The sequence below is a fragment of the Sphingopyxis sp. RIFCSPHIGHO2_12_FULL_65_19 genome, from assembly GCF_001830555.1.
In the GTDB taxonomy this organism is placed as follows: Bacteria; Pseudomonadota; Alphaproteobacteria; order Sphingomonadales; family Sphingomonadaceae; genus Sphingopyxis.
This window is the reverse complement of sequence record NZ_MIAM01000027.1, coordinates 1-26,305: the sequence shown is the minus strand read 5'-3', so window position 1 is coordinate 26,305 and position 26,305 is coordinate 1. Positions and strand designations below refer to the sequence as shown.

Below are 26,305 nucleotides of genomic sequence, written 5' to 3'. Positions count from 1 at the left end.
GCCGGCGGGCGCTCACCCGCCGACGAGGCGCGCGATCGGGCGCGGCTGGAGCGCGAGGCCGCCACGGCGAGCCGGATATTCCTTGGAGGAGGGACCTCGGGCGCGCCGGTTGCAGACGCGCAGCGTGGATCGATCGAACCGTCCGCCGCGACCATGTCGGCACCCGAAGGCGGCGCGCGGACTCCGGCGGCGGCGCGGCGCGCCTTTCTCGCGGGCGGCTCCGCCGAACCGTTCGAGAGTGCCGAGCTCCTTCATGCGCCTGCTTCGCCATACATCCTCCAGGCGGGAAGTCTCATTCCGGCCGCGCTGATCACTGGTATCAGGTCCGACCTTCCCGGACAGGTCACGGCGCAGGTGACCCAGCATGTCTTCGATAGCCCGACGGGTCGCATTCTCCTCATTCCGCAGGGTGCCCGGCTGATCGGCGACTATGACAGCGAAATATCCGTGGGGCAGGAGCGCGTCTTGCTGGCCTGGAACCGGTTGATCCTGCCCGGTGGCCGATCGATCCGGCTCGATCGTCAGCCCGGCGCCGATGCGCGGGGCATGGCGGGGATTGCCGATCGCACCGACCATCATTGGGGGTCGATGCTGCGCGCGGCGCTCGTCTCTACGTTGCTCGGCGTCGGAGCCGAACTTGGCTCGGACGGGGATGATGCGCTCGTGCGGGCGCTTCGCGACGGGCCGCAGGATACGGTCAACCAGTCGGGACGGCGGCTCGTCGAGCGTCAGATGAACATCCCGCCAACCCTCACGATCCGCCCCGGCTTCGCTTTGCGGGTCCTTGTCACACGCGATCTGATACTCGAACCGCCGGCGGGTGCGGCCCCATGAGCAAGCTGCGCCTAGGCCCCATCGCCGACGACAAGCCCGTGAAGCTGTCGATCGAATTGCCGGGATCCCTCCATCGCGAATTGCTCGTCTATGCCGAGGTGCATGCGAAGGCTAATGGCCTCGCGGCGCCTATGGCGCCGGAAAAGATCGCGGTGCCGATGATCGAGCGCTTTATCGCGACCGATCGTGGATTTGCGACGGAACGGCGGCGGCGCTGAGTGTCTGCGGCGTCATCCTCACGTCGGTCAGGCGTGATCACCCATATGTGTTCGTTCAAACCGCTGGCGGCGGTGCGCCAAAAAAAAGACGCCCGCGCGATCGAAACCGTGCGGGCGTCAGGTGAAGATCTCTGTTTCCTGAAAGGAAGAGCTCTTCTGGGTCGCACCGCGCGGATAGCGTCGCGAGCCGACCGATAATTGTACGGCAGCGCCAAAAGATACCCTGGAGCTCAAACCGTTGTCGGCTTTCGGTTAGTTTCAGTCAGAAACCCGGCGATCTCCGATCGGCCAAGACCAGCGATTCCCCTGAGTATCGAACATTCCGGGGAGAGGGGGTCATTTCTTGCCCTATTTGCTCAAAGAATTCCTGTGTCCTTTAGCCAATCTTCCACGAGCGTCGGCCATCTCTCAACGGGGTGACCCAGCGGGCGCATGGCGAAGGCGTGACTTCCCTTGGCAAAGAGATGGACTTCTGCTGGAACACCCGCCTCGTCCAGCGCTCGCGCATATACTATGCTATTGCAAATCGGATCGACAGGATCGTCCCAAGCCTGAAGAAGAAATGTTGGCGGGGTCATCTTGGTAACTTTGATACCAGGATCAAGCGAGCCCCCCGATCTGCACAGGTGGCCTGGGAACATTGCGATGGCAAAATCGGGCCGGCTGCTCACTTTGTCTATTTCGTCGACCGGCTCATAAGCAGGTTCGAATATATTGCTGGTCTGCGCGACCAGATACCCTCCGGCTGAGAAGCCTATGACACCGATCTTGCGGGGGTTGATCTTGAGCTCGCTGGCGCGCGAGCGCACCAGGCGTATCGCACGCTGGGCGACCTGCAACGCAAGGAGGTGCTTGGGCGTCACTGCACAATGGCAGTCTTCATCATAATGGTGGCGGCTTTTGGGAACATGGTATTTGACGAGCACGCAAGTGGTGCCTGTTGAAGTCAGCCAGTCGCGAACTTCACTACCTTCCAGATCGATCGCGAGCTTGGAGAATCCTCCGCCGGGAAAAACCAGCATCGCTGTGCCATTGCCTGGTTGTTGGGGGGGAAACACCGTGAGAGTGGGCACAGTGACGTTGAAGGCGCCGGCAACCGGACGTCCGGCGAAGCGTTTCGGATTCGTTGCCGTTTCGCTATACTCTGGAGGAAGTTTGACATCCTCCATGTTCGGCGCCGCTCCAGGCCACGGTGGCGTCTGCTGATGGCCCGCTGGGGTTGCCACACGCCCTCCTCCCTGCCCTCAACGCTTGCCGTCTCGGTCATCTTTGTCGGGCCCTTAGCGTCAGGATCACGCGTCTCGGCCTCGCTGCAGCCAACAACGAAGCCTTGAAAGCACAAAAGGCCTGCTGGAATCACGCTTCGCTGCAATGAAATTCCGAACCGCCCCACATTCCGCATTTTCCTGCTTCCTCACCTCGGATCGCCACCGGAAAAATTTCTCCTGACGACATCCAACCCTTAATTGACCGGGTGACCAAAGGATGATTTCTCGGGCTAGCGTCCAATTTTTTTAGGGACATGCCGTGGGTCGGCGATCAATCTCGCTAAACACGCGCCGCGCCTTTGAAGCCGCAGCGCGGTTGTCTGAACAACCTGAATAGTTCGATCGGGCAAGCACTGCTCGCGTCTCAGGCAGGGTGCGATACTTTCGTCATCGGGTTGCGCAATGTGGTTGGGGGCAAAGCATTGATCCGGAGCATGTTCGGCTCGCTCTTGACGGCGGTACTGTTGCTCGCGCTGAGACCGGGCGCGTCCGCAGAGTTAGTTTTCGAGCCGCTTCCGCCCAGCCCGGAACTAAGCGACCGTCGGCAAAGTGCCTATGCCGGGTCCTCCAGCGAAAATCGTACCTGATAGAACCGGTTGGTCCCATTGCCCGTCCGTACGGACGTTGCTGGGCTAAACGGCAGGCCGAGCTTCTTTATGTTTCCCTATTCATGGGGGAGTATTAAAGCTGGATTGGCCGCATCGTGGGTCAGCTGACATGGGTCGATGGAGGGAGCGTCGTCGGTCGTCGTTTCGGGCCCTTGGCCGAAGCAGGAGTTTGGCAAATGGAATTAATGTTCGCCCCTCTCATGGTGGCGGGATCGCGCGCGCGATGAGCCCTGCAACCGTCGCCGCGCTTCTGTTTCTGTCCGGGGTAGCGCCGCCTCCGACCGACCTCGCATCCGAAAGCCAGACTGAGACCGAGTTGCAGCGGGTAGATGATCCCTCGGCCCCACCCGAGCCGCCGATCGTTGTGCCAGCACTCGGCAACACCCCGCATCCCTCTTTAGCCGCGCCAGCAACCTCCGACGACGAGACTATGGCCGAAATGCCCTCGGCGCCCCATGATATTGTGGTGACGGCCCGTGGCGATGCGCCGCCGGGAGATCCGCTTCAAGCGGTCAATATTGCCTCTTATCGGGCGGTCCAGTCGATCGATGCGGCGCTCGTGGCCCCAGTCGCGATGGGCTATCAAGGTATCGTACCCGAACCTGTTCGCGACGGGCTGGGCAATGCACTGCGTAACCTCAGCGAACCCGTCAATTTTCTGAACTTCCTGTTACAGTTCAAGATCGGCAAGGCTGCCGAGACGCTCGGCCGTTTCGCCGTAAACACGACATTTGGTGTCGGCGGCCTTTTCGATGTCGCGAAGACAATGCCTTTCAATCTGCCTTACCGACGCAACGGCTTTGCCAATACATTGGGTTTCTACGGCGTCGAGCCCGGTCCCTATTTCTATCTTCCGCTTATCGGGTCGACGACATTGCGCGATCTGGCGGGCAACAGCATTGACTTGCTCGTCGTGCCGACCGCGGTCGGCGCGCCTTTCGACCGCACGGCATATGCCGTTCCGACAACTGTGGTCAGGCAACTCAATGACCGCATCGAGGGCGACGCTCAAATCCAGCGCTTGCAACAGGAAAGCCTTGATCCCTATGTCGAGACACGGACCCTCTATCTGGAACTGCGCAAACGCGAAATCGACGCATTGAAAGTTAGGCGCAGCGACCGCAATGGCGAGGCTGGACCTCAAACAGAAATCACGGTCAGCCAGACCGGGCCCTTGTCCGATCCAGAAGGTCTCATCTCCGTCGGCCCCCTTGAACTCGAGACGCCGACCTCGGACGGTTTGCCACCGCGACCTTAACGCCAATGATGCACATTTGGCGGGCGCGCAGAGAAGCCAAAGCGCTTCGAAATTTTGCTCGCACGGAACTCAAGCCGTCAACTGCAATCGCCGCGGTGAATCTCAATAAGCTTCCTCGCTGAAGTTTGGTCTTCCGGTTTCGGACGTGTCGAGACAAATGCCCACAACCGCTATCGGTTCGGCCATCGCGGATGAGTTTGTCGATCATGAACGCGTGCCTCGCGCTGTCTCCGACTGGCGTTCCCGAACTCGCCGATGGTCCCATGTCAAATGCTCGTCGCTTTGCGTGGGAACCGCTGGGCCTTCGCGTGGCAAGATGCGCCGCGCGTCAGATGGGTGTTTTGCTCGCCGAATGGCTCAATTACCGCGCAAACCAGGCTGCCAGATTGGGATCTGGATATCTCTTTTCTGTTCAAAAATTATAGGTTCGCAAGCAAGCTTGGGAATATCGTGATCGATGCGGCGGCCAAGAGTGTCATGCTGCACTCGGCAATCAGGGGCCACAAACCGCCGCGATGATCGTGCCGCCTCCGAACGCTGCCGGATTGATCGCGAGCTCGCGGTGCCGGAGACCAGCGTGCTTCCTACAAGTGCCCGTGGGCAACGGTCAGCGCGCCGTTCGCGTCGGTCGCATGCGACATCGCAAGCACAGGCCGCGAAATTCGGAGATCCTTGAGATGGCTCCAGATGACTTGCCTCTTTCCGTCGCAGATGCCCCCGTTTGGTGCCTTGGGCCTGGCGCATGGAAACCGGCGTCGGAGAAGGTTCCCCCGTCTCTCCGACGCCGCGATTTCTATGCGAGTTAGATTGGAACCGCTAAATCGTCAGAATTTTGCTCCGATGGCGACACCATAACGCCGCGGATCAAGAGTATAGATGTTTGTAAAATTACCGGAAGATGCATCGGTGACATAAAGTCCGGTAACCGAGTTGCTATCGAAAATATTCTGAACGAACCCCCGGACAAACCAGCGCTCGTCGGCGCCATTCAACTGTAAAACCGCATTTGCCTGGACGAAAGGTTCGATACGATTAATCCTGCCGTTGAAGATATTGCCATATTGCTTTCCGGTAAGGGAAATGTCGACGCGGGGGACGAGTGTCATACCATTCCCAACCTCTGCCGTGTACTGCACGCCCATCGAGACCTTGACATTCGGCGCTTGGGGCAATGTGTTGCCCTTGATGTTAACCTCGACGCCAGGACTCAATACCTGGATCCCGCTGTTCGCAGGGATAGCGCTCGCGAGGACACCGCAAATGCCGAACGCGCCGCTGGAGGCGATATTGCCGTCCGAAGGAAATTCCTGCGGTGCGCGAAGGCCGAGAGCCGCATTTACTCCCGCAACGAACGCATCAGCAACGCCAGGCGCAGGTCCCGTGACAGCGCAGTGCGCACCATTGCTGATGTCCTTGATAATCACGGCATCAGGATCTCCGCCGCCCGGATCACGCGGATTGGAGAAGAATTGATCGCCGGCGACCTTGGCATTGAGATAGCTGAAGGACAGATTGATAAGCCAGTTCGGGTCCGGCCTGATGACAGACTCCAGTTCGACACCCCAGATATTGGCGTCAACCGTGTCATTCACAGACGTTCTTGCCACGATGCGGCTGAGCTGCAGTCCACTATATTTGTAGTAAAATGCGGTGGCATTCAGTTGCAACGCGCCGTTTGCGAAGACGTTCTTGGAGCCAATCTCGAAGGCATCGATCGATTCAGAGCCGAAACTCTCGCTGACGGCGAAAATCGGAGAAAGCGGAGGATTGATACCGCCGGATTTGTAACCCCTCGAGTAAGATGCATAGAGTGAATTGTCCGGCGTAACCTCGAAGGCCAGAACTGCTCGTCCGGTAATTTCGTCGAAGCTTACTTCGCGAAACTGGGCGAGCTGTTGGCCCGGTGTCCCCGGGTCGGCATCGAAAAGTCCAGACGGCCCGGTGAGAGGCGTTATCGGGGTATCGAACGGATCTCCATCGTTGGCATAAGGGTTCAGGAAACTGATCAGTGTCGTACGCGCCGTTACATCCTTCTTGTCATTGTTGTAACGCAGCCCCCCGGTCAACGTCAGCCGGTCGCTTAGATCGAAATAGACCTCGCCGAAAATCCCATAGCTCTCCAGATTCGATTCCAGCGAGTTGTTCCGATACATCGACGTCGCGAAATAGGATGGCGGAAGGCCGCCCGACAAGGAGCCGAATGAACCCAATATGGCACTGGCGTAATCGAGCGCAAACGAGTTCACATAATAGCTATTGTCGGTGGTTTTCGATTTCGCGTAAATTCCCCCCAACAGGAAATTGAACGGCCCGTCGAAGTCACTCGTAAGGATGAGCTCTCCGCTCCACGATTCGCGTTGTTCCGAAGATCGATCGAAAGAAAGCGGCGTTTCGGAACACAGCGAGTTCCCTTCGAAAGCGCCTCTGCTTCCATCATCATTATCCGAGGTGCACAGCACGCCCTGCGGACCGTCCGGGATGAGAGCGCCGGCAATCGGCGAAAAATAGGCCGAGGAGCCGGGAATGAAGGCCGGCGCCGGCGGAGCAAGACCCGTCGGCAATCCGTTAGCCGCAAAAAAGGCCAGCGTATTGAGCGCCGGGGCGAAACCGGCACGGCTTTGAATTCCAAGAAAATAGTCCTGCCTGGAATCGACTTCAGTATCCTGATAAATGCCGGTGGCCGTCAGGGTCATCGCGCCGAATTTTTGCTCAAGGCGCGCCTGCACCTGTAGCTCTTCCGCAAAATAGAAGGGCGTATAGGCCGTGTTGACGACACGCACATCGCCAGGCTCCTGAAACCCGGAAAACCCGTCAGGGCCATAAAGGCTGCCAAGGCCGAGTACGGCGGGAATGCCCTGAATGGCGAAGAACTCGGAAGAACTGAGCGTCGCACCGACCGTGGAATTTGCGTTCGTGGTATCGAAATCACGTCGATTGTTCAGGCATCCGAGCACGCCCAATGGATCGCGTTGGCACGTTTGTTTCTGGTTTCTGAGGCGCGTGTCCTTTTCCCGGAAATAATAGCCCATGAGATCGATCGTCGTATCAGGACCGGGCTCGAAACGAAGTGAGCCTCGCAACGCGTAAAGGTCCCGAGTGTCGATGTCCGATCCATCATAAAGATTCGTCGTATAACCGTCGCGGTTCACATATATGCCCGCCAGTCTCACGCCGATCATATCCCCGATCGGGACATTGACCATGCCACGCGCTTCGATGCTGTTGAAATTGCCATACTCGAATTGCGCTTCAGCCTCGAAACGGGAGAGTTTGGGTTTCGCGGTCACGACATTCACGACCCCGGAGGTCGCATTCCGACCGAACAGGGTGCCTTGAGGTCCGCGAAGGACTTCAATCCGTTCCAGATCGAAATATTCGGTCTCGAACAGGCGTGTTCCGAACAAGGGTGATCCATTGACATGAATTGCGGTCGCAGCATCGCAGGTGACGCCGACGCACAGGTCGCCAACGCCGCGAATAGTGAATGAAGCTGAGGTGAAATTGCCTTTCGAGAAAGATACATTGGGCAGCGTCAGCTGTAGATCCGAGGCATTTTCGATCTGCTGGCTTTCAAGCGCCTCAGCGCTGAATGCGCTGACAGCTATCGGCACGTCTTGCAAGCTTTGCGCCTGACGTTGCGCCGTCACGACGATGACATCGTTACCGCCATCTGGCTCTTCAGCTATGGCTTCCTGAGCATTTGAGACCTGTGGCAACGCCATCAGGACGGCGCTTGCCAACAAATAAGCTTTGTTATTCATCACCCTTCTCTCCCTGTCTCGATTTTTTAGTTTCTTACGCGAACCCGTCCTTTTCCCCGATAGTCGATGTTCAAAAATGGGGCAGCTCGCCGAGCTGCCCCGAGTTTGAGAGGTGGCCAGAAGGAGATTTCCGGAGAGGAAAAGATTCTCGCCGCCCGGCTTGAAGCTGAGCAGTTTTTCGGTATTTGGTAAAGAACTTTATTATGGCACTTTATTATATTGCTCGGGGCGCTGGGAGGTGTTCCATCTCAGATCCGAAGAAATCAGTTTATACATCCGATGCTTGCTGTCAGCGCTTCAGCCTTGGCACGGTCGAGCGCGCGCCGACGACTTTTGGATGCGGCTGCGGTACGGCACGCCCGATCCCGAGCGCATGTCCCGCCGAAGCTGGACAGCCTTTTGTGGCTCCATGACCTTGCCTTGCTGTTTGCCTCGGAAGGCATATCGACCAACTGTGCCACGATAGATTTCTTTGTGGCGCCAAGCAACACAGGCAAGAGAAGAAGATCTAAACAGAACATATGAACTCTGCTTGGTTATTTCTGCCTCGGCCTTAGTATTTATGTCTTGCTGTGCAAAAGAGGCCTCATCGTTTAACTAAATGTTGGATCGGCAATTTTCGCATCGCCATTACGGTCGCATGCAACCATAAAATCGCGCTAGACGTTGCTCAAGTCGGCGCTTCCCAAAGCCGGAGAAGGCTCCTCAACGCGGTGACAAAGGCCAGCGGCTGGTCGAGCATCAGATGGTGGCGGGCTTGAGGCACGGCAATGATCGGAATGGCTCCTCCCCCCAGTTCACGAACATATGCCACGGAATCCCGGTTGAAGAGCTGGCTCTCCTCGCCGTGAACGATAGCCTTGCGGCCCGGCGCGTTCACTAGGCGCTCGCCGATGGTGAGCCACTCGTCGGGCCGGTTGCTCCTCCGGAACACTTCGGGAGAGAATTTCCACGTCCAACCCTCCCCGTCACGCCGCAGAGAATGAAAGGCCATATAGTCCAAAAGAAATGGCTCACCGACAGGCTGGGGTGGGGAAAGGACGTATCGACTGCGCGCCGCGTCGTAGCTGGGATAGCGACTTTTGGCTTTGTCCGGGTCGCCGGATCCGGGGCTGGCGCGGCGGAGATTCCAATACGCTTGCAAGAGCGCAGGTCGCATGACCATCAGGTCGCAAACCACAATGCCGGAGAAGGTATCGGGCGATTGGGTGACGGCCGTCAACGCTGCGCCAGAACCGAAACTGTGGGCAATGATCGTGGGCTTGTGGCCATCCGCAAACAGTCCAAGCGCTTCGGCAATTTCGCCGAACTCGCGCCCCCTGGCCAAGGGGTCGGCGTGCCCTCGCATTTCGCTGTCGCCCATGCCGGCAAGATCGAAGGCCACCACATCATAATCTTCGGCCAGAAACGGCGCGATGAAGGAAAAGCAGCGGGCATGCGAGAGAAAACCGTGCGTCATCAGTACCTTGGGTTTCGCCCGGTCGCCCCAGCGAAAGTAATGCGCTTTGGCACCCTCGATCTCTACATAGCCTTCCTCGCGCGGCACCCTGAGAGCGGAAACGAACCATTCGGGCAGATGCGAACCATCGCCCGCCCAGAGAGCGTCGATGTCCTCGGGGCAATCTTCAATCTTTACCGCCTCGTTCATATTGTTGGGCCGTCCTTGCGTGTGAGTTTTTCGAAAGCGAAGCCAGCATAGCTGCCGGCCGCCTCTTCGTCGCAGAGCGCGGCATAGCCAGACACGCTCGGAAAATTGATGAGCTGGCGCTTCTTTCCCGGAATATTCGCGCCCATGTACCATGAGGCCGCCTCGGGAAAGAGCGTCATCGCGCCAGCCGCGGCAACCATTTCAGTCCAGCCAGTTTCGGCAGCCGGTTTGCCCTCGAAAAGATCGATGTCCCTCCTACGCAACCAGACCATGAAATCGCAAATCCAGTCGCCCTGTATTTCCGCGCTTGTCGGGCCATTGGCGAAACCCGACGGGCTGAGAGGACCATAAGCGAACAACATGTTGGGAAAACCCGACACCGCCATGCCGAGATAGGCGCGCACACCGTCTTCCCACGCCTGCCAAAGGGGAAGCCCCTCCCTCCCGGTGATGTTCATGTCGATCAACCCGCCACGCCCGGCATCGAAGCCGGTCGCAAAAATGATCAGATCGCATTCGACCTCACCGTCTTCCATCTTGATGGCCTGGGGCTCGATACGGATGATCGCGTTTGCCTTCAGATCGACCAGCGCGACATTATCCTGCTCGAAAATTTCATAATATCCCTGTTCGAGCGAGGGTCTTTTCGTGCCGAAAGGATGCGGCGGCTCCGCAGGCGCAAGTTTCTCAGCCAGAACGGGGTCGATGATCCGCGCGAGAACCTTTTTGCGCCAGAACTCATAGGCGTAGCGGTTCGCTTCGCGATTGGTCAGTATGTCGGCAAAGTTGTTGTACCAGAATTTGAGGCCGCCCTGCCGCCACAGGGTCTCGAAATGGTTGTTGCGCGTCGTGGCGTCTACATCGAGCGCGGAGATGTCAAGCGACTGGCATTCGAATCCCCCGTTCGTTCGCTTGCGCCGAACAAAAATGGCGGGATAGCCCTGCTTATCACGCTGCTGAATGTCTTCGGTAAGCCGTTCCTGGCGCATGGGCAGGCCCAGAATAGGAGTCCTCTGAAACAAGGTCAGCTTTTCTGCACATTTGGCGGCCTCCTGCGCGATCTGCACTCCGCTCGCACCAGTGCCGATGACGGCGATCCGGCGGCCCGAAAGATCGATACCCTGTTGCGGCCATCGCGCCGTGTGACACCAATCGCCTTCGAACGCCGCGATTCCTGGCATATCGGGAATATACGGCTTCGATGCGAATCCCAAAGCGGGCAGAAGGAAGTGTGTCGATATTCCTTCCCCGCCCTCAAGCTGCAGGCGCCACCGTCGTCCCTCTTCATCGAACCTTGCGCTTTCGACCCTCGATCCCATCCGCATAAGCGGCCAAAGGCCCAGCGTATCGCAAACATGCCGGAAATAGGCTCTGAGCTCCTTCCATCCGGGAAAGCGCTCGCTCCAGGCCCATGATTTCCAAACCTCGGGTATCGAAAACTCATAGAGCGGTACCTGCGAGTCCACGCGGGCACCGGGATAGCAATTCCAGTACCAAATGCCGCCGGGCTGGGCGGCCGCATCTACCAGCAGCACCTTGAACCCGGCGTCACGCAATTTGTGCAGCAGATAGATGCCGCTGAAGCCTGCACCGACGATCACGGCATCGTAATCGGGAGAGCCAGTCGATCTCACGTCGCGACATTCGATCGTTCGGCAATCGCTTTTGCCGTTGCATAATCGGCCTTGCCGTTCGAGGCTCGCATGGGGATGTCTGTCGGAATTATGGTCTTGGGGGTTTTGTATCCCGCCAAATGTGCGCGCACATGGGTTTTGACCGCTTGTTCGTCGAACTGGGCGTGGTCGTTGAGGTGGACAATCGCGGTTACGGCTTGGCCCCATTTATCATCCGGCACGCCTACGACCAGCGCGTCCCCGATGGCGGGATGGGTCTTGAGCACTTCCTCGACCTCCTCGGGATAAACTTTCTCTCCCGCCGTGTTGATGCAGACGCTTCCGCGGCCGAGCAAGGTAAGGCTGCCATCGGCTTCTACCCGACACCAGTCGCCCGGAATGGAATAGCGCACCCCATCGATCGTGCGAAACGTCTTCGCGGATTTCTCGGGGTCCTTGTAATAGCCTTTGGGGATCGCACCCTTCCGGGCGATAAATCCCGGCACGCCGCTCCCCGGTTCGACTTTCTGGTCGGTTTCGTCGAAAACATCGCAGAACTCGCCGATCCCAAATTTCGCGGTATTCGTGCCGCCCTCCGCAGTGGTGACGGCAAGGCCGAAGCCCAGGCCTTCGGATGCGCCAAAACTGTCCATCAGTACGATTTGCGGAATATGCCGGCACAGGCCGGACTTGACCTCCTTGCTCCACATCACACCGGAAGAGAGGATTGTAACGAGGCTGCTGGTATCCCAGCGGCCAGGGTGGTCGTCGAGCGCGGAAAGCATTGGCTTGGCAAAGGCGTCGCCCACGATCGCTATGCCTTCCACCTTGTGCCTTTCCACCGTATCCCACATTTCCTCGGCATCGAAAGACCATGCCTCCAATGTAACTATCGCGCCGCCAGACATCAGCGTGCCGATCGCAGTGATAAAGCCCGTTCCGTGCATCAGCGGGCAAGAGGAAAGCGTACGCCTGCCCGGGCCTTCGCGGGCGATCAGCGCGACATTCTCTTCGAGTGTCTCTGGAACGGGGCCGAGCAACTTCTGTGCGTCGAGTTGGGCCTTGCGCATGTCATCATGACGCCACATCACGCCCTTGGGCATTCCGGTCGTACCACCCGTATAGATGAAAAGCAGATCGGCGGGCGAGCGTGTAATGCCGAGCGCCGATCCGTCCCCCTCTTGCGCGAGAGTCTCATAGTGGATCGCAAAGGGCGCGATTGAAGACAGCTCGCCAATTTCGACGAAGGTGCGAACCTTCCTAAGCCGGTCGTTGAGTTCGACGATAGTGTCGCGGAATTCCGAACTATAAACGATGACCTCGCTGTCGGAATCGTCGAAGATATAAAACACCTCTTCGGCCCGATAACGGTAATTGATGTTCACATGCGTCAAACGCCCCTTGAAGCAGGCCGCCATCAACTCGCCATATTCGGGTCGGTTGCGCATATAGAAGGCGACCTTCGCGCCATCGCGGATGCCGCGTTGGCGCAACCCGCGGGCGATATTGTTCGAGCGCGCCGACATCTCGGGCCAGGTGACGATCCGGTCTCCATGTATCAGAGCCGGCGCATCTTCGGGCATGACGGGCTCGATCGCGTCGAGAATATCCCCGAGATTCCAGTCGATCACATTGATTCTCCTCTCTGGACGGGGCCGCAGCATCGGCGCGCACGACTCCCAGTACTATCAGGCTGCTCTCGTCCAACCCTGCAGAGCCGCTGCCTCGGCTCGCACCGCTTCGGGGCCACCCAAGACCTGCCGATCGAAGCCGATCCGTTTGAACCAGTAGTGCAGGCCGAGCAGATCGGTGAACCCCATCCCGCCATGCACTTCAGTGGCGGTGCGGGCGACAAATCGGTGGACGTCGCCCGTGAGGGATTTCGCATGGCAAGCCGCGAGAGATGCATCCTCCGGCAGCGCATCGAAGACATGGGCGGCGTACCAGACCAGCGCGCGGCACGGTTCATGGCGTGCGGCCATTTCGGCGCACATGTGCTTTACCGCCTGGAAGCTGCCGATAGGGCGGCCGAACTGCTCTCGCTGACCAGCATAATCGACCGCCTTTTCAATCATGGCCTGCCCTGCGCCCAAGCTGTCGGCGGCAAGGATCACGCGGCCAGCATCGCGCAGCCGAGCCGATGCTGTGCCGCCGTCGTCGGCAAGCGGATCGGTCTCGACAGCCGCAAAGGACAATTCTCCCACGCTGCGCGTGCGATCGATGGTGGTGAGGCGGGTCGCCTTGAGTCCCGATGCTAGGGCTGGGACGAGGTGCAGCCTGCCACCGGCGTCCGCTACGAGATACGCGTCCGCGCCTTCGAAATCGAGGCAGAACAGGGCGGTGCCGCTAAGCTTCCCTTCGGCGAATTGAACTCCCGCGCCGTCGCGCGCCTGGACCGTCGCGGAAATCGCGACTCCGATACGGGCCTCGCCGCGCGCGATCTTCGGAAGCCATTGGCACTTTTGCTTGTTAGTTCCTGCCTCGCTCAGCGCGATCGGGGCGAGAACTACGCTGGCTAGAAATGGCGCTGGTGTGACCGCATAGGCGAGTTGTTCCGCCACGACCGCAGCGTCAAGAAGGGTCATGCCTAGGCCACCATGCTCTTCGGGGACAAGCATGGCTGGGACCGCCAGATCGTGGAGGGCTCCGAAAATAGTGTCACTTAACGGGTTGTCGCGCCCGGCACATTCGCGGACATGCTCAAGCGGGGAGGTATCGGCAAGACACCGCGCAACCGCGTCGCGCAGTATCTGCTGATCCTGCGAAAGGCCGAAGTCCATCACGCCGCTCCCTGCCTGTCGGTCTGCATGCCTGCAGCTCCCTTCGCTTCGTCGTAAATCCGCGCCAGCTTCGGCTCGCGCGGCATCTCGAGGCCACGTTCGGCGATGATGTTCTTCTGGATCTGCGCGGTGCCGCCACCTATTATGAGGCCGAGTTGGAACATATAGTTCCATTGCCAAGCCCCTCCGTCTCGTTCCCGCGGGCTGCGGTGATACAAAATGCCCATCTCGCCCATCGCGTCGATCGCCAGCGCAGAGATCTGATGCGCGACCTCGCAACTCTGCAGTTTGACGATCAGCTTCGCCATGCCGCCAGGCTCGCCCTTGAGGCTGTTCGATAGAATGCGCATTCCATTACATTTCATCGCCGTCACTTCGGCCTGGAGCGCCACCAGCCGGTCGCGCAGGACCGCATTGTCGATCGCCCGACCTTCGCCGATGGATTCCTGCTGCATCAGGCCAATCAATGCCTGCAGTCGGTTCTCGAGTGCGTCGGGATCGCCCAGCATTCCGCGCTCGTGGCCAAGCGTTGCGTTCGCGACGAACCAGCCCTGTCCTCGCTGGCCGACGATCTGGTCCACCGGAACCCGCACATTAGTAAAGAATGTCTCGTTGAACTCGGCGTGACCGGTCATCGTCTTCAAGGGGCGTACCTCGATCCCCGGTATGTCCATCGAGAAAATCAGATAAGAGATACCGCTATGCTTCGAGGCCTCGAGTTCGGTCCTCACAAGGCAAAAGATCATGTCGGCTTGCTTCGCGGTGCTGGTCCAGATTTTCTGGCCATTTATAACGAATTCTCCATTCTCGATGCGCGCGCTGGTTTTGAGGTTGGCGAGGTCCGATCCCGCACCCGGTTCAGAATAACCTTGGCACCACACGATTTCACCCGTCAGCGTTGGCGCGATCCACCGCCGCTTCTGCTCTTCGGTGCCCAACTCGAGCAAGGTGGGCACGAGCATCGAGATGCCCTGATTCCCCAGGCCACTCGCAACGCCGGCTCGCGAAAACTCTTCCGCGATAATGCGCGATGTGAGGATATCCGGGTCCGCTCCGTAGCCGCCATATTCGGTCGGTATCGTGCGCGCGGTATAGCCGCGCTCGATCAACAGCTTCTGCCATCGGATAGCCTCGGCCGAGGGCCGGGAGAATCTTATAGCTGAGGGTGGAGCAAGATGTCTGTGCGCATTGATGAAGGTGCGCATCTCCGCGCGGAACGCATCATACTCTGGGCCATATTCGAGATCCATATCGGCTCTACCCTTCACGCGGACGAAAGACGGGCAGGCGAAAGTCCCCTCCGATCAGCTCGAAAGCGAGATCGACCGGCAGATCGAGCGCGAGTCTGTCACGCTCGCAATCCACGAGGCGCGTGGCCATGCGCACGCCTTCCTCAAGTTCCACCACGGCAGCCACGAATGGCACGTCGGCGGCAAAAGCGGGGTGCAGCGCCTGATGGGTCACGGTCCAGGAAAAAAGCGTGCCCTTGCCGCTGCTGGGTTCCCAGGAATAGTCTGGCGAGCCGCATCGTGCACACATGTAGCGAGGCAGGTGGCGAAAGATGCCGCAACTTCCGCAACGCTGGAAATAGAGTTGACCGTCCTGGCACAGCCTCCAGAACTCCTGTTCGATCGGGTCCTGCGGCCGCGGCCGCGGCTTGGCCGGCGTTGCCTGCGCGGAGGGCCGCGCCTTGGGAGGCACATCATGCTCGTCGCTCATGCAAACCTCCTGAGGATCGCGATGCTGCCATCGCCAAGGTCTCCCCAGCCTGTCACAAGGCCGGTCTGGGCTCCGATCACTTGACGCTCGCCGCAGTCATGGCGCAGCTGTCGTACTGCTTCCACAACATGGTTGAGACCCCAGACATGCGCCTCGCTAAGCAAGCCGCCATGGGTGTTGATCGGTAAGCGCCCGCCCAGCTCGATCTGGCCATTGGCGACAAATTCGGCCTGCGCGCCAGGCTCGCAATATCCGAGCGCTTCGAGCTGCAGCAGAACGATATAGGTGAAACAATCGTAGATCTGGAGGAAGTCCATGTCGTCGCGCGTGACGCCCGCCATATCGAATGCGCGCGGGGCGGCATCTCTGAGGCCGATCTTGAAGGGGTCGGGGCGGGAAGGGATGTCGTCGGCGGGATAGGGATGGCCTTCGGCCGCGCCGGCGATGCTGACGGGCACATGCGGCATGTCTTTGGCACGGTCCATGCGCGAGAGGACGACAGCACAGGCGCCATCGGTCTCGAGGCAGCAATCGTAGAGGCGAAACGGCTCAGATATCCAGCGCGCCGAATAATAGGTTTCCGCGTCGAGTTCGCGGCCATAGGTAAAGGCGCGTGGATTCAATTGCGCATGACGGCGGCAGGCGAGCGCCACGGCCGCCATGGCATCTTCGCCAACGCCGTAGAGCTTCGAGTGACGGGTCGCCAGCCAGGCGTACATCTGCACCGGCAAGAATACGCCGTAGGGGCTGTAGTAGCCTTGGATCGTATTGGTCAGGGTGTTCATGTTCATCGGCCGGGTGGGCGGGGCGCCCGGCTTAGGTCTGAGAGCGGAATAGCCGTTCCAGCCCAGTGTCACGAGCACATGATCGCATAGACCACAGGCGATCGCCATGGCGGCATTCTGTAGTGCCGTTGTCGGGCTGGCGCCGCCCATGTGCACGGTTGCCGCATAGCGCAGCACATCAATGCCCAGATTGGCGGCCATCTCCTCCGACGTCGTATAGATTGGCGGCGGCACCATGCCGTCGATATCGGAGGGTTTCAGTCCAGCATCCGCGATGGCCCGGCGCGAGGCGGTGAGCATCATTTCCACTGCAGTCCGCTCGGTGCCCTTGACGAAATCGGTCTGGCCGACCCCGGTGATTGCTGCCTTGTCGGCAAAGGAAAGGGTGGATGAAAGATTCATGCCGCGTCCCTGTCTCGCTCGCCGGTCAGAAATGAGTTCCGGCGCCGGCCAATGCTCTCTCCGCGCCCTCTATAAGGTCGCGCATCACGACTGCCGCTGGGCGGATCGCATCGATCAGACCAATCCCCTGGCCTGCGAAGCCGGGCATGATGTCCTTGCGTGCGGCCTTGATGCCAGACGCCATGACAGGCCCCGAAACCATCGACTGATAAGGCATCGGAAGCGGCTCTTTGCCGGCCGCCACCCAAGCATCGGCCCATTTGTTCCGAATCATCCGGGCAGGCTTGCCCGTTAGCGATCGGCTGACCACCGTATCGGCATCGCCGCTTTCGGTGATGGCTTCTTTCTGAAATTGTTCGATACCTGCTTCGTCGGTTGCGAGGAACGCCGATCCGATCCACGCCCCCTGGGCGCCGAGCATCATCGCTGCGGCGACTCCGCGACCATCGGCTATTCCTCCCGCACCGATTACGGGAACACGATCGCCGACTGCATCAACCACTTGCGGAATCAGCGAGAAGGTTCCGACAGGAGAGTTGTGGCCGCCGCCGTCGTGACCCTGCGCGACGATCAGGTCGATACCCGATTCCACTACCTGCAGGGCGTGCTTGACCTTTCCGATCACCGCCATGACCTTGGTGCCATTGGCATGAAGGCGTTCCATCCACGGTTCGGGATTGCCAAGGCCTGCGGCATAGACCGGCACTTTTTCTTCGATGATTACTTCCATCTGCGCTTCGAAGAACTCCCGCGAGAACAGCTGCAGTCCGCCCTTGCCCATGTCCGGGGCGCCCGCCGCGCGCATCGCCGTGGCGGCGTCCACTGCGGGCAAATGCTCGCGCTCCATGAATTCGCGGGTGAACTCCTGATATTCGCCGAGCAAAGCCAGGGGGTTTTCTGCTACACCTCCGCTCTCCGGCGCCGAACCGCGCCTGACAGACGCCGGCAGCAAGGTATCGACCCCAAAAGGCATGTCGGTCATCTCGCGGGTTTGCCTGATCCAGCTACGTAACTGGTCGGGCGAGCATGCGGCAGCGCCGAGAACACCAAGTCCGCCTGCGTTCGACACCGCGGCAGCGAGTGCAGGCACGCTCGCCCCGCCCATTCCAGCCAGAAGAATCGGATATTCGATCCCGAGAATTGTGCAAACAGGGCTCTTCAGCGCCATTATCCTACCCTCTCCGTTCCGCGCCCGATCAGACGCAATTTTCTAAATCTGCCCCCACCTGACACGCTGGGATACAAGCTCGGGGCTTCGCTCTGCCAGATAGGACGCGGATCCCGAGACGAGCCGGGCCATGGCCTGACGCGCCGCTTCGGAATCCCCGGTGCGTACTGCTTCGAGGACACGGCGGAGGAATCGCAATTGGACCGCTCGCTCCTGCGCCGAATAGCCAAGTGAGTGAGAGAATTCGCGCGTAATTAAATGCAGCGTCGACGTTAATAGCCCGAACAATGGATTGCCGCTGGCCCAGCCGAGAAGGTCATGAAAACGACGGTTCAGTTCCTCGAACTGGCCTCCGGCTTCATTTCGTTCCAGCTCTTTGAGGCAATCGGCGAGTGCGCTCAGGTCGCCGGTAGTCGCGCGCTGCGCGGCGTAGGCGGCAACATCCGCGGCGATCGCTTCGCGTAGTTCGAGCAGGCCTCTGAGGTCGGCGTCCATGAAATGCAGAATTAGCGAGAGACTGTTTGCAAAGTCGCCGGTCTGCGGACGCGCAACCACCGGACCGCCGCTACGGCCCAGCTGAAGATGGATAACGCCCTGGAGCTCAAGGAAGCGGAGCGCTTCGCGCAAGGTCGCTCGCGCGACATCATATCGCGCAAGCATTTCTTCCTCACGCGGCAACCTGTCGCCCGGGGCGTGTGCACCTGCCTCGATATCGCGAACGATGTGCTGGGCAAGCGAGAGTGCGCGCTTAGCTTTCTTCGCGTTTTCGACTTTCAGCAACATCACTCTGTCTCACCCCTGTCACGAAGCCTTATAAGATTTAAGTTCCGTTTATGTCCATGGGCGTGAGATAAAAATGTTTCAGATGCAAAAAAATGATAAAACCTTATAAGCATTATTGACTGAGCCTGAGAAGGGATTTACGATTTCAAGTAGGGCAATTGTGCTGTTATCGACGAAGGGCGCGACATGGATACCGACATGGTGGAGCCGAATATCCGCGAAAAGGTCGCTTTCATCCCGATCGACGAGATTGATGTTGCGCGTCCGAGCCTTTTCCAGAAAGACACGGTCGGCCTGTTCTTCGAGCGGCTTCGCCGAGAGGAGCCGGTCCACTACTGCCGCGAAAGCTATGTCGGACCATATTGGTCGATTACAAAGTTCGACGACATCATGGCCGTGGACACCAACCATAAGGTATTTTCGTCAGAGGCGAAGCTCGGCGGTATCGCCATCGAGGACATGCACTCGGCGAAAAGCGCGCTTGAACTTGAAATGTTCATCGCGATGGACCCACCAAAGCACAACCAGCAACGAAAGGCCGTTACTGGTGCGGTCGCGCCGTCCAACTTGCTGCTGCTTGAGCCAACTATCCGCGAACGAGCATGCCAAATCCTCGACGACTTGCCGGTCGGCGAAGATATTGATTGGGTTGATAAGGTGTCGGTCGAATTGACCACAATGACCCTTGCGACTCTGTTCGACTTCCCGTGGGAGGAACGCCGCAAGCTCACGCGCTGGTCCGACGTCACAACGGCCGCCCCTGAAACTGGGATCGTCGCATCCTATGAGGCGCGGCGCGCAGAGCTGATCGAATGCGCAATGTATTTCAAGGGTCTGTGGGAGCAGCGCATCAATGCGGAGCCGAAGAATGACCTGATCTCCATGATGGCGCATTCTCCGGCGACACGGGACATGCCCTTCCTGGAGTTTCTGGGCAACCTCTTGCTGCTTATCGTGGGCGGCAATGACACCACGCGCAACTCGATCAGCGGTGGTGTCCTGGCACTGAACCAGAACCCGGACGCGTATTTGAAATTGAATAACGATCCTGGGCTCATCACTAGCATGGTGCCAGAGATCATCCGCTGGCAGACACCGCTGACCCATATGCGCCGCACGGCGCTGCAAGATTGGGAGATCGGCGGCAAGAAGATCAGAAAAGGCGACAAGGTTGTGATGTGGTACCTGTCGGGTAACCGCGACGAGACGGTCATCGACAGGGCGGACGAGTTCATCATAGACCGTAAGAACCCACGGCATCATCTGTCTTTCGGCTATGGCATTCATCGCTGTATGGGCAACCGGCTCGCAGAACTGCAACTACGGATCATCTGGGAAGAGATCCACAAGCGGTTCGCGAAGATCGAAGTGACCGGTGAACCCGAGCGCCTGTTCTCGAACCTAGTGCGAGGGATTACGAAACTGCCGGTGAGGCTCCACGCCCGCTGATTGGCTGATTCAAAAAAAGCGGAGCTTGATATGGTCAAAGTGACGTTCGTTTCCAGCGATGGAACGCGGAGGGCAGTCGACATAGCCGAAGGTGAGACAGCGCGCGAAGCGGCGCTGTTCAACGATGTGCCGGGCATCGACGGTGATTGCGGCGGGGTGTGCGCTTGTGCAACCTGCCATGTGTTTGTGGATCCGGCCTGGATCGACAAGGTCGGCCGCTTGGCCGAAGGCGCTGCGGAGGCAGACCTCCTGCAGTTTGCGGAAGGGGCGAACGAATATAGTCGCCTCGCTTGCCAGATCCCCATCGAGCCCTTGATGGAAGGTCTGATTCTGCATGTTCCCGAGCAGCAATACTGACATGCCTGCGTGACGCGTGTTTCACACGACGCTCGACTGTCTGAAATCGCGAGTAGAGCTCAACCAGGAGGTACTTGCTACCTTTCAGAGGTTCCACATCAAATGGCGGATCTGTGCTGACCTAGCTCTCGTGCGCCCGCGAGTCGAGGGGGGCGTGCCAACAGTGCCTTTCAACTTAAAATTTCATACGCTGCGCCGTATCCTGCGTTGGCGGGAATAGTGAGGATGTTCTTGCCGTCTCGCTGGATGACTTCTGGAAGGACCGGCACGATTTCGCGAGCCTTGGCCCGCGCGACGCAATCGTCTGCGCTCGCAGCTTCGGCTAGCAGTTGCAGGTTCAATCGCGTGGGAAAGATGATCGTTCGTTCACCGCTGACACCCAGTTTCAGGGCTTTGCTTGGCGAAAGCCATTCCGCATCAACGGTTTCATATCCATCACATGCTGCGATCTGGCGCTCTGGGGCGCGAACGACGAAGAAATGAGTGTCGAAGCGCTTTTGCATAAAGCTGGGCGTGATCCACCGCGCGAACTCGCTCAGGCGATCAAGGCGCAGTTGCACATCGGCCTCGCGCACAATGTCGAAAAATTCGCGCTCGCCTCGCTCGACGGCTTTGCGGCTTTCAAGATCGCAAATATCCTCGAACTCGCTACCGTCGCGATGATCGGCCAGCAGGATGCCTGCTTCCTCAAAGGCTTCACGAATCGCGGCAATCCGAAGGGTGCGCTGCGTAGGATCTAGCGTTTTCCAGCCCCTGCAATAATCGGCCCATTCAGGCGCTTCATCGGCAGCAGAAGGCTTTCCACCGGGAAAGACCAGCGCGCCGGATGCAAAATCGATCTGGTGATGCCGCTTGACCATCAGCACCTGGAACTCCGGCTCGTCGCGAAGCAACAGCATGGTGGCTGCGGGGACCGGATCGACTGGCTTCTGCAGTGTCATCATAAACTCCAGTTCTCAGTTGGCCTGATATTGGACGCTGGCCCGTTCAAGCTGAGCAACGATCTTATCGCCATTTGCGCAGAAGAACCAACCCGGCAAGAGCCACTGCAACACTTGCAAGCACCCAGGATTGATTCGCAAGCAGCGCCGCGGAGACGATAAGTGCGGCCGCCACAGGACCTTTGACAGGCTGGCTCGCGCGGCGAATGGCTGCGAGCTTCTCAAAACTTGCCGGATCAATCTGGACAGGCACATGCCCGGACTTGGCTATAGCGGCGGCGTTATCGAGAAGGTCAGGCATGATCGCCGCTAGGGCGAGGAGTTGTCGGCCAACTTTTTTTAAATTGGCGCGATTCCTGCCAAGGGAGAATCTTTCTGCGAACAGCTCCAACATGATGGGGCGTGTTTCCTCCCCGATATTATAGTCAGGCGCAAAGGAACGCGCAAACCCTTCCGCCGTGAGCAATGTTCGAAGAAGGATCGCCAGATCAGGCGGAAGTGCGAGCTGATAGTCTCGCAGGAGATCGAACACGCGGCTGAAAATATGCGAGAACTCAATCCCCGAAAGGACGGTTCCTCTGAATTCACCTATCAGCTGGTCCAAATTCTGGGTGAGCCCATCACGGTCAACTTTTGGATTTCCGGCCCATTCGAGCAACACGTTCGCGACGTCGGCTGTGTCCTCGTCGGCTATAGCCATGACAAGTCGCACCAGCTCCTCGCGTCTCGCCTTCGTGAGAGTGCCGACCGATCCAAAGTCGATAAAGCCCACATCCTGTTCCCCGATAAGGAAAACATTGCCCGGATGCGGATCGCCATGGAATTCGCCATTCAGAATGATCATGCGCAGGACTGCATTCGCATATTGTCTCGCGAACGCCGCCACGCGTGGGTCGGTCGAGCCGGCCTCGAGCGCAGACGCGGGCGTTCCATACAGCCGCTCCTGGACGTTGACCCGTATCCCCGTCAGTTCCCAATGAATTGTTGGAGTCTTGATCCCAAGCGTGTCAAGATAGCCACCGATACGCTCGCATGCACGAGCTTCGGCTGCCAGATCCATTTCCCAGGCAAGATTTCTGCCAAAGGTTCGCAGGAACTCTACGGGGCGATAGCGGGCGATTTCAGGGGATCGATCCTCGGCAACGGCGGCGAGGCGCGACAGCAGCCGCACATCGGCCTCCATTCGCGCAGCAGTGCCCGGACGCCGCACCTTTATGATAACGCCGGCGCCGTCGAGCAGCGAAGCAGAGTAGGTCTGCGCTACCGAAGCCGAAGCCAGTGGTTGTTCATCGAATTGGGTGAATTCCCCTCGCCAGTCAGCTCCCCAGCTTGCGGCAAGGATGGGCTCGATTTCTTCGAATGGCACCGGAGAAACCTGATCGTGGAGCGTCGCGAAGGCAGCAATCCAGGACCTGGAAAACAGATCGCTGCGCGTCGCCAGCAGCTGTCCAAGCTTTATTCCGACCGGACCAATGTCGCGCAGGAGTGCGACGACCGCCGCCGGCCGCAATTCACCTGGATCGATTGAATTGGCAGGATGCGGAATGACGCCGAGCGCGCCCGCCAGGCTTTTGGCGCCGTGCCGGACAAGAATCTGTCCTATCTCGGCGGCGCGTGCGATGTCTCCTATCGGTTTATCTCGGAACCCAGGCATATGTCCTATTCCGCATCGGTCCGGCTCTGATCGAGATTCGACGCAATCCGCACAAGAATGTCCAGCAACGTCCGTTTTTCGTCGCGCGTGGCGTTCCGCCATAAGACCCTATGCAGCCCGTCCGCGGATTCTCTCAGTTGGGGCAACAACCTGTCGAGCTCCTGGGTCAGGATGAGCTGCCATGCCCGGCCGTCCGTTTTGGCTCGTCGCCTTTCCATCAATCCTTTCTCACAAAGGCCAGCGACGGCTTGACCGATCGTGGCGGATTCCAACTCTAGTCGCTTGGCAATTCCGGCCTGCGTCAACGATGGTTCGCGGAGAAGTTGTCCGATGATGCGCCACTGCGTCTGATTGAGGCCGCTCTTGGCAATCCGTGCGTCATAAGCGCGCCTCGCCCCCCGACTAATCTCGTCCATCAAATATAGCATACGGTCGTCGTCGGTGAGGGCGCCTTCGCGAAGCCGTGGCGGCATTGTGTCGAGATTTGCGTTCATACCGCTGCCTAGTCCGTTTCGTGGGAATGCCAAAACGCAAATTACTAAACGATTTTACTAACTGGATGGAACGGTCTACGCCACGCCATGAAGCGACTTAGCACATGTCCAAAATCCTTCGAAAGAGGCAGATGACCGACGAACCAAATGAGCGGGAACAGGATCGCGCGCCCGCATCCAGCCTGAAATCGCAACCCAAATTTCGCCTCATCCTCATCATAGCCATCACTGCTGCGCTGATTGCAGGTGGTTGGTGGTATTACAGGCATGTCACCTACGGGCAGTACATGCAGTCGACCGACAACGCCTATGTCGCGGCCGACAGCGTTGTGGTTTCATCAAAAGTGGCCGGATACGTGGACGCGGTGCTCGTCTCTGAGAACGGGCGGGTCAGTCCCGGCGAGGCGCTCGTGCAACTAGATGTGCGAGATTATAGAGCCCAGGCGCAACAGGCGCGTGCGCAGATTGCGGCGACGCTGGCCGGCGCCGACACAATCCGCTCGCAAGTAACCGAACAGGACTCAGCGATTCGACAGGCGCGGGCCCAACTCGCCGCCAAGCGCGCGGCGCTCGACCTCGCCAATGAGCAGGTAGCGAGGTATCGCCCCCTCGCCGCGACCGGTGCGGAGCCGCGAGAAAAGCTTCAACAATATGAGACACAGGCGCAGCAAGCGCACGCCGACTTTGTTGCTGCCCAGGCAGCAGTCTCTGCCGCCAACGGTCGGAGGGCCACCTTGTTCAAACAGATCGACCAGACCGAAGCCCAAGCTGACGCGGCCCGCGCGCAGCTGGAAGCGGCCGACCTAGATGTCACATCGACCCTGCTGCGAGCCAGCAAGGGAGGTCGCGTTGGCGATCTAACAGTAAGGGTCGGCCAATTCGTTCAGCCCGGCCAGCGATTGATGACGGTGGTTCCGGTAAACGAAATCTACGTCATCGCTAATTTCAAGGAGACGCAGGTCGGCCTTTTGCGGGCGGGGCAACCGGTCAAGCTCGAGGTCGACGCACTTCCCGACTTTGAGATTGCCGGACGCGTTGAGAGCATCTCCCCCGGAACCGGAGCAGAATTTTCAATCCTGCCGCCCGAAAACGCCACAGGGAATTTCACCAAGATTGTTCAGCGGATAACGGTTCGTATCGCGATAATAGCCTCGCCCAAAGTGCGTCGTCTGCTCGTCCCGGGCATGTCGGTTGTGGCAGTTGTCGACACGCGAAATGCTGCCGGAGAGCTGAAAGAGATCTCGAGTACCGACAAATGACCGCCGAGTTGGCATCGAACAGCGCCTCTGGTACTCCGACTGCAGACAGGCGGAATGCCGATATCACCGCGTGGATAGCGGTCGCAGCGGGCGCACTTGGCGCCATGCTCGCAACACTCGATATCTCTATCGTCAATTCCGCGCTTCCGGTGATCCAGGGCGAAATCGGAGCCAGCGGCACCGAGGGAACCTGGATTGCCACCGCATTTCTCGTAGCCGAAATCGTGGTAATTCCGCTTAGCGCCTGGCTTGAACGCCTTTTTGGACTGCGAAATCTGCTCATCATTGCGGTTTCCGCGTTCACCGGCTTTTCAATTCTTTGCGGTATGGCGACCGACCTCACGACCATGATCATCGGTCGCACGGGTCAGGGTTTCATGGGTGGTGCGCTGATACCGACTGCGATGACCATCGTGGCGAAAAGATTGCCGCCCCATCAACAGCCGATCGGCATGGCGCTGTTCGGCATGACAGTGATTCTGGGTCCGGTCATGGGGCCGCTGATCGGTGGCTGGCTGACCGAAAATTTGAGCTGGCACTATGCCTTCTTTGTCAATGTTCCAATCTGCGCTGTGCTGCTGCTGCTGCTATTCGTCGGGCTTCCTCACGAAGAGCCGAAGTGGGAGTATCTGACCGATGCTGATTGGGCGGGCATTGCCGGCCTGATTTTGGGGTTGGGCGCTCTGACTGTGTTGCTTGAGGAGGGGCATCGCGAGGAATGGTTTGAATCCGCTCTTATTCGCTGGCTGGCCCTCATTGCCGTCATCGGTTTCGCTTCACTGATCTACGGGCAGCTGAATGCGTCCAAGCCCGTCCTGAAACTCCGCCTCCTTCTCAATCGCCAATTCGGAAGCGTTGCGGTGATGGCTCTCGCCTTGGGAATGGTGATGTATGGTTCGACCTACGTCATTCCCCAATTTCTTGCGATCATATCGGATTATAACGCTTTTCAAACCGGGCTCGTTATATTTTGGATGGGTATTCCGGCCTTTGTGCTTATGCCGATCCTGCCCTTAATGATCCGTAGGCTCCACATCCGCATTGCCGTCGGAGTCGGAATGCTTCTGATGGCGGCCAGCTGTTTCGTCAGCATAAGCCTCACCGCGGAATCCGGGGGCGCCGTATTCATCGAAAGCCAGCTTATTCGGGGCGTTGGCATGATTCTGTCCATGATGTTCCTGAACCAGGCTACCGTAGCCTCAGTGGCAAATACAGATGCTGGCGATGCCTCCGGTATTTTTAACGCCGCTCGAAATCTCGGAGGATCTTTCGCTTTGGCCGGACTGGCTTCGTTTCAGGACCAGCG

The 26,305-nt window shown here is 58.9% G+C and carries 22 protein-coding genes; 8 read left to right on the top strand and 14 right to left on the bottom strand.

The window, feature by feature from the left end:
* Positions 1–834, top strand: an 834-nt coding sequence (locus A3E77_RS08995; protein ID WP_293645112.1) for a TraB/TrbI/VirB10 family type IV secretion system protein, incomplete at its 5' end; no start/stop codon positions are given.
* Positions 831–1,052 carry a DUF2274 domain-containing protein gene (locus A3E77_RS08990; protein WP_293645110.1) on the top strand — a complete coding sequence of 74 codons (222 nt, stop codon included), beginning with the start codon at positions 831–833 and terminating at the stop codon, positions 1,050–1,052. The genes A3E77_RS08995 and A3E77_RS08990, both read left to right, overlap by 4 nt.
* A 356-nt stretch (positions 1,053–1,408) precedes the next feature.
* On the opposite strand, the gene A3E77_RS08985 is transcribed toward A3E77_RS08990, so the two are convergent.
* Positions 1,409–2,221 carry an alpha/beta hydrolase gene (locus A3E77_RS08985; RefSeq protein ID WP_293645108.1) on the bottom strand — a complete coding sequence of 271 codons (813 nt, stop codon included), beginning with the start codon at positions 2,219–2,221 and terminating at the stop codon, positions 1,409–1,411.
* A 930-nt stretch (positions 2,222–3,151) separates the two neighbouring features.
* Here A3E77_RS08985 and A3E77_RS08980 point away from each other — a divergent pair.
* A complete protein-coding gene (locus A3E77_RS08980) occupies positions 3,152–4,186 on the top strand; it encodes an MlaA family lipoprotein (RefSeq protein ID WP_161786577.1) in 1,035 nt (344 codons plus the stop codon).
* 191 nt (positions 4,187–4,377) lie between these two features.
* Positions 4,378–4,611 carry a hypothetical protein gene (locus tag A3E77_RS08975; RefSeq protein WP_293645106.1) on the top strand — a complete coding sequence of 78 codons (234 nt, stop codon included), beginning with the start codon at positions 4,378–4,380 and terminating at the stop codon, positions 4,609–4,611.
* Between the two features lie 399 nt (positions 4,612–5,010).
* Here the strand turns inward: A3E77_RS08975 and A3E77_RS08970 are convergent, their stop codons facing one another.
* From A3E77_RS08970 to A3E77_RS08925, 10 genes are all read right to left on the bottom strand, one after another.
* Positions 5,011–7,947 carry a TonB-dependent receptor gene (locus tag A3E77_RS08970; RefSeq protein WP_137752008.1) on the bottom strand — a complete coding sequence of 979 codons (2,937 nt, stop codon included), beginning with the start codon at positions 7,945–7,947 and terminating at the stop codon, positions 5,011–5,013.
* Positions 7,948–8,617: 670 nt separating this feature from the next.
* The gene (locus A3E77_RS08965) at positions 8,618–9,595 is read right to left on the bottom strand and encodes an alpha/beta fold hydrolase (RefSeq protein WP_037557592.1); all 978 of its coding nucleotides are present in this window, start codon (positions 9,593–9,595) and stop codon (positions 8,618–8,620) included.
* Positions 9,592–11,196: a flavin-containing monooxygenase gene (locus tag A3E77_RS08960; RefSeq protein ID WP_293645104.1), complete on the bottom strand. Its 1,605-nt coding sequence runs from the start codon at positions 11,194–11,196 to the stop codon at positions 9,592–9,594. The genes A3E77_RS08965 and A3E77_RS08960 overlap by 4 nt, the downstream gene beginning before the upstream one ends.
* Positions 11,197–11,225: 29 nt before the next feature.
* Positions 11,226–12,839 carry an acyl-CoA synthetase gene (locus A3E77_RS08955; RefSeq protein ID WP_293645102.1) on the bottom strand — a complete coding sequence of 538 codons (1,614 nt, stop codon included), beginning with the start codon at positions 12,837–12,839 and terminating at the stop codon, positions 11,226–11,228.
* Between the two features lie 57 nt (positions 12,840–12,896).
* The gene (locus A3E77_RS08950; RefSeq protein WP_088443970.1) at positions 12,897–13,988 is read right to left on the bottom strand and encodes an acyl-CoA dehydrogenase family protein; all 1,092 of its coding nucleotides are present in this window, start codon (positions 13,986–13,988) and stop codon (positions 12,897–12,899) included.
* Positions 13,988–15,238, bottom strand: a complete 1,251-nt coding sequence (locus A3E77_RS08945) for an acyl-CoA dehydrogenase family protein (protein WP_293645100.1) — start codon at positions 15,236–15,238, stop codon at positions 13,988–13,990. The genes A3E77_RS08950 and A3E77_RS08945 overlap by 1 nt, the downstream gene beginning before the upstream one ends.
* Before the next feature lie 7 nt (positions 15,239–15,245).
* Positions 15,246–15,707: a Zn-ribbon domain-containing OB-fold protein gene (locus A3E77_RS08940; protein ID WP_293645098.1), complete on the bottom strand. Its 462-nt coding sequence runs from the start codon at positions 15,705–15,707 to the stop codon at positions 15,246–15,248.
* Positions 15,704–16,894, bottom strand: coding sequence for a thiolase C-terminal domain-containing protein (locus A3E77_RS08935; RefSeq protein WP_293645096.1), 1,191 nt, complete (start codon positions 16,892–16,894; stop codon positions 15,704–15,706). The genes A3E77_RS08940 and A3E77_RS08935 overlap by 4 nt, the downstream gene beginning before the upstream one ends.
* A gap of 25 nt (positions 16,895–16,919) precedes the next feature.
* On the bottom strand, positions 16,920–18,062 hold the full coding sequence (locus A3E77_RS08930; protein WP_293645094.1) for an NAD(P)H-dependent flavin oxidoreductase: 1,143 nt from the start codon (positions 18,060–18,062) through the stop codon (positions 16,920–16,922).
* Positions 18,063–18,104: 42 nt separating this feature from the next.
* The gene (locus A3E77_RS08925) at positions 18,105–18,845 is read right to left on the bottom strand and encodes a FadR/GntR family transcriptional regulator (RefSeq protein WP_037557604.1); all 741 of its coding nucleotides are present in this window, start codon (positions 18,843–18,845) and stop codon (positions 18,105–18,107) included.
* A gap of 186 nt (positions 18,846–19,031) precedes the next feature.
* On the opposite strand from A3E77_RS08925, the gene A3E77_RS08920 reads away from it, so the two are divergent.
* Both A3E77_RS08920 and A3E77_RS08915 read left to right on the top strand, forming a co-directional pair.
* Positions 19,032–20,294, top strand: coding sequence for a cytochrome P450 (locus A3E77_RS08920; protein ID WP_293645092.1), 1,263 nt, complete (start codon positions 19,032–19,034; stop codon positions 20,292–20,294).
* Positions 20,295–20,651 carry a 2Fe-2S iron-sulfur cluster-binding protein gene (locus A3E77_RS08915; RefSeq protein ID WP_229667584.1) on the top strand — a complete coding sequence of 119 codons (357 nt, stop codon included), beginning with the start codon at positions 20,295–20,297 and terminating at the stop codon, positions 20,649–20,651.
* Positions 20,652–20,821: 170 nt separating this feature from the next.
* On the opposite strand, the gene A3E77_RS08910 is transcribed toward A3E77_RS08915, so the two are convergent.
* The 3 genes from A3E77_RS08910 to A3E77_RS08900 form a co-directional block, all read right to left on the bottom strand.
* On the bottom strand, positions 20,822–21,592 hold the full coding sequence (locus A3E77_RS08910; RefSeq protein ID WP_088443995.1) for an NUDIX hydrolase: 771 nt from the start codon (positions 21,590–21,592) through the stop codon (positions 20,822–20,824).
* A 64-nt stretch (positions 21,593–21,656) separates the two neighbouring features.
* Positions 21,657–23,246 carry an ABC1 kinase family protein gene (locus tag A3E77_RS08905; RefSeq protein ID WP_293645090.1) on the bottom strand — a complete coding sequence of 530 codons (1,590 nt, stop codon included), beginning with the start codon at positions 23,244–23,246 and terminating at the stop codon, positions 21,657–21,659.
* A 5-nt stretch (positions 23,247–23,251) separates the two neighbouring features.
* Positions 23,252–23,740 carry a MarR family winged helix-turn-helix transcriptional regulator gene (locus tag A3E77_RS08900; RefSeq protein WP_052182484.1) on the bottom strand — a complete coding sequence of 163 codons (489 nt, stop codon included), beginning with the start codon at positions 23,738–23,740 and terminating at the stop codon, positions 23,252–23,254.
* Between the two features lie 131 nt (positions 23,741–23,871).
* On the opposite strand from A3E77_RS08900, the gene A3E77_RS08895 reads away from it, so the two are divergent.
* Together A3E77_RS08895 and A3E77_RS08890 are read left to right on the top strand one after the other, a co-directional pair.
* Positions 23,872–24,999 carry an HlyD family secretion protein gene (locus A3E77_RS08895; protein WP_293645087.1) on the top strand — a complete coding sequence of 376 codons (1,128 nt, stop codon included), beginning with the start codon at positions 23,872–23,874 and terminating at the stop codon, positions 24,997–24,999.
* The coding region (locus A3E77_RS08890; RefSeq protein ID WP_293645085.1) for an MDR family MFS transporter at positions 24,996–26,305 on the top strand (1,310 nt) is incomplete at its 3' end. The genes A3E77_RS08895 and A3E77_RS08890, both read left to right, overlap by 4 nt.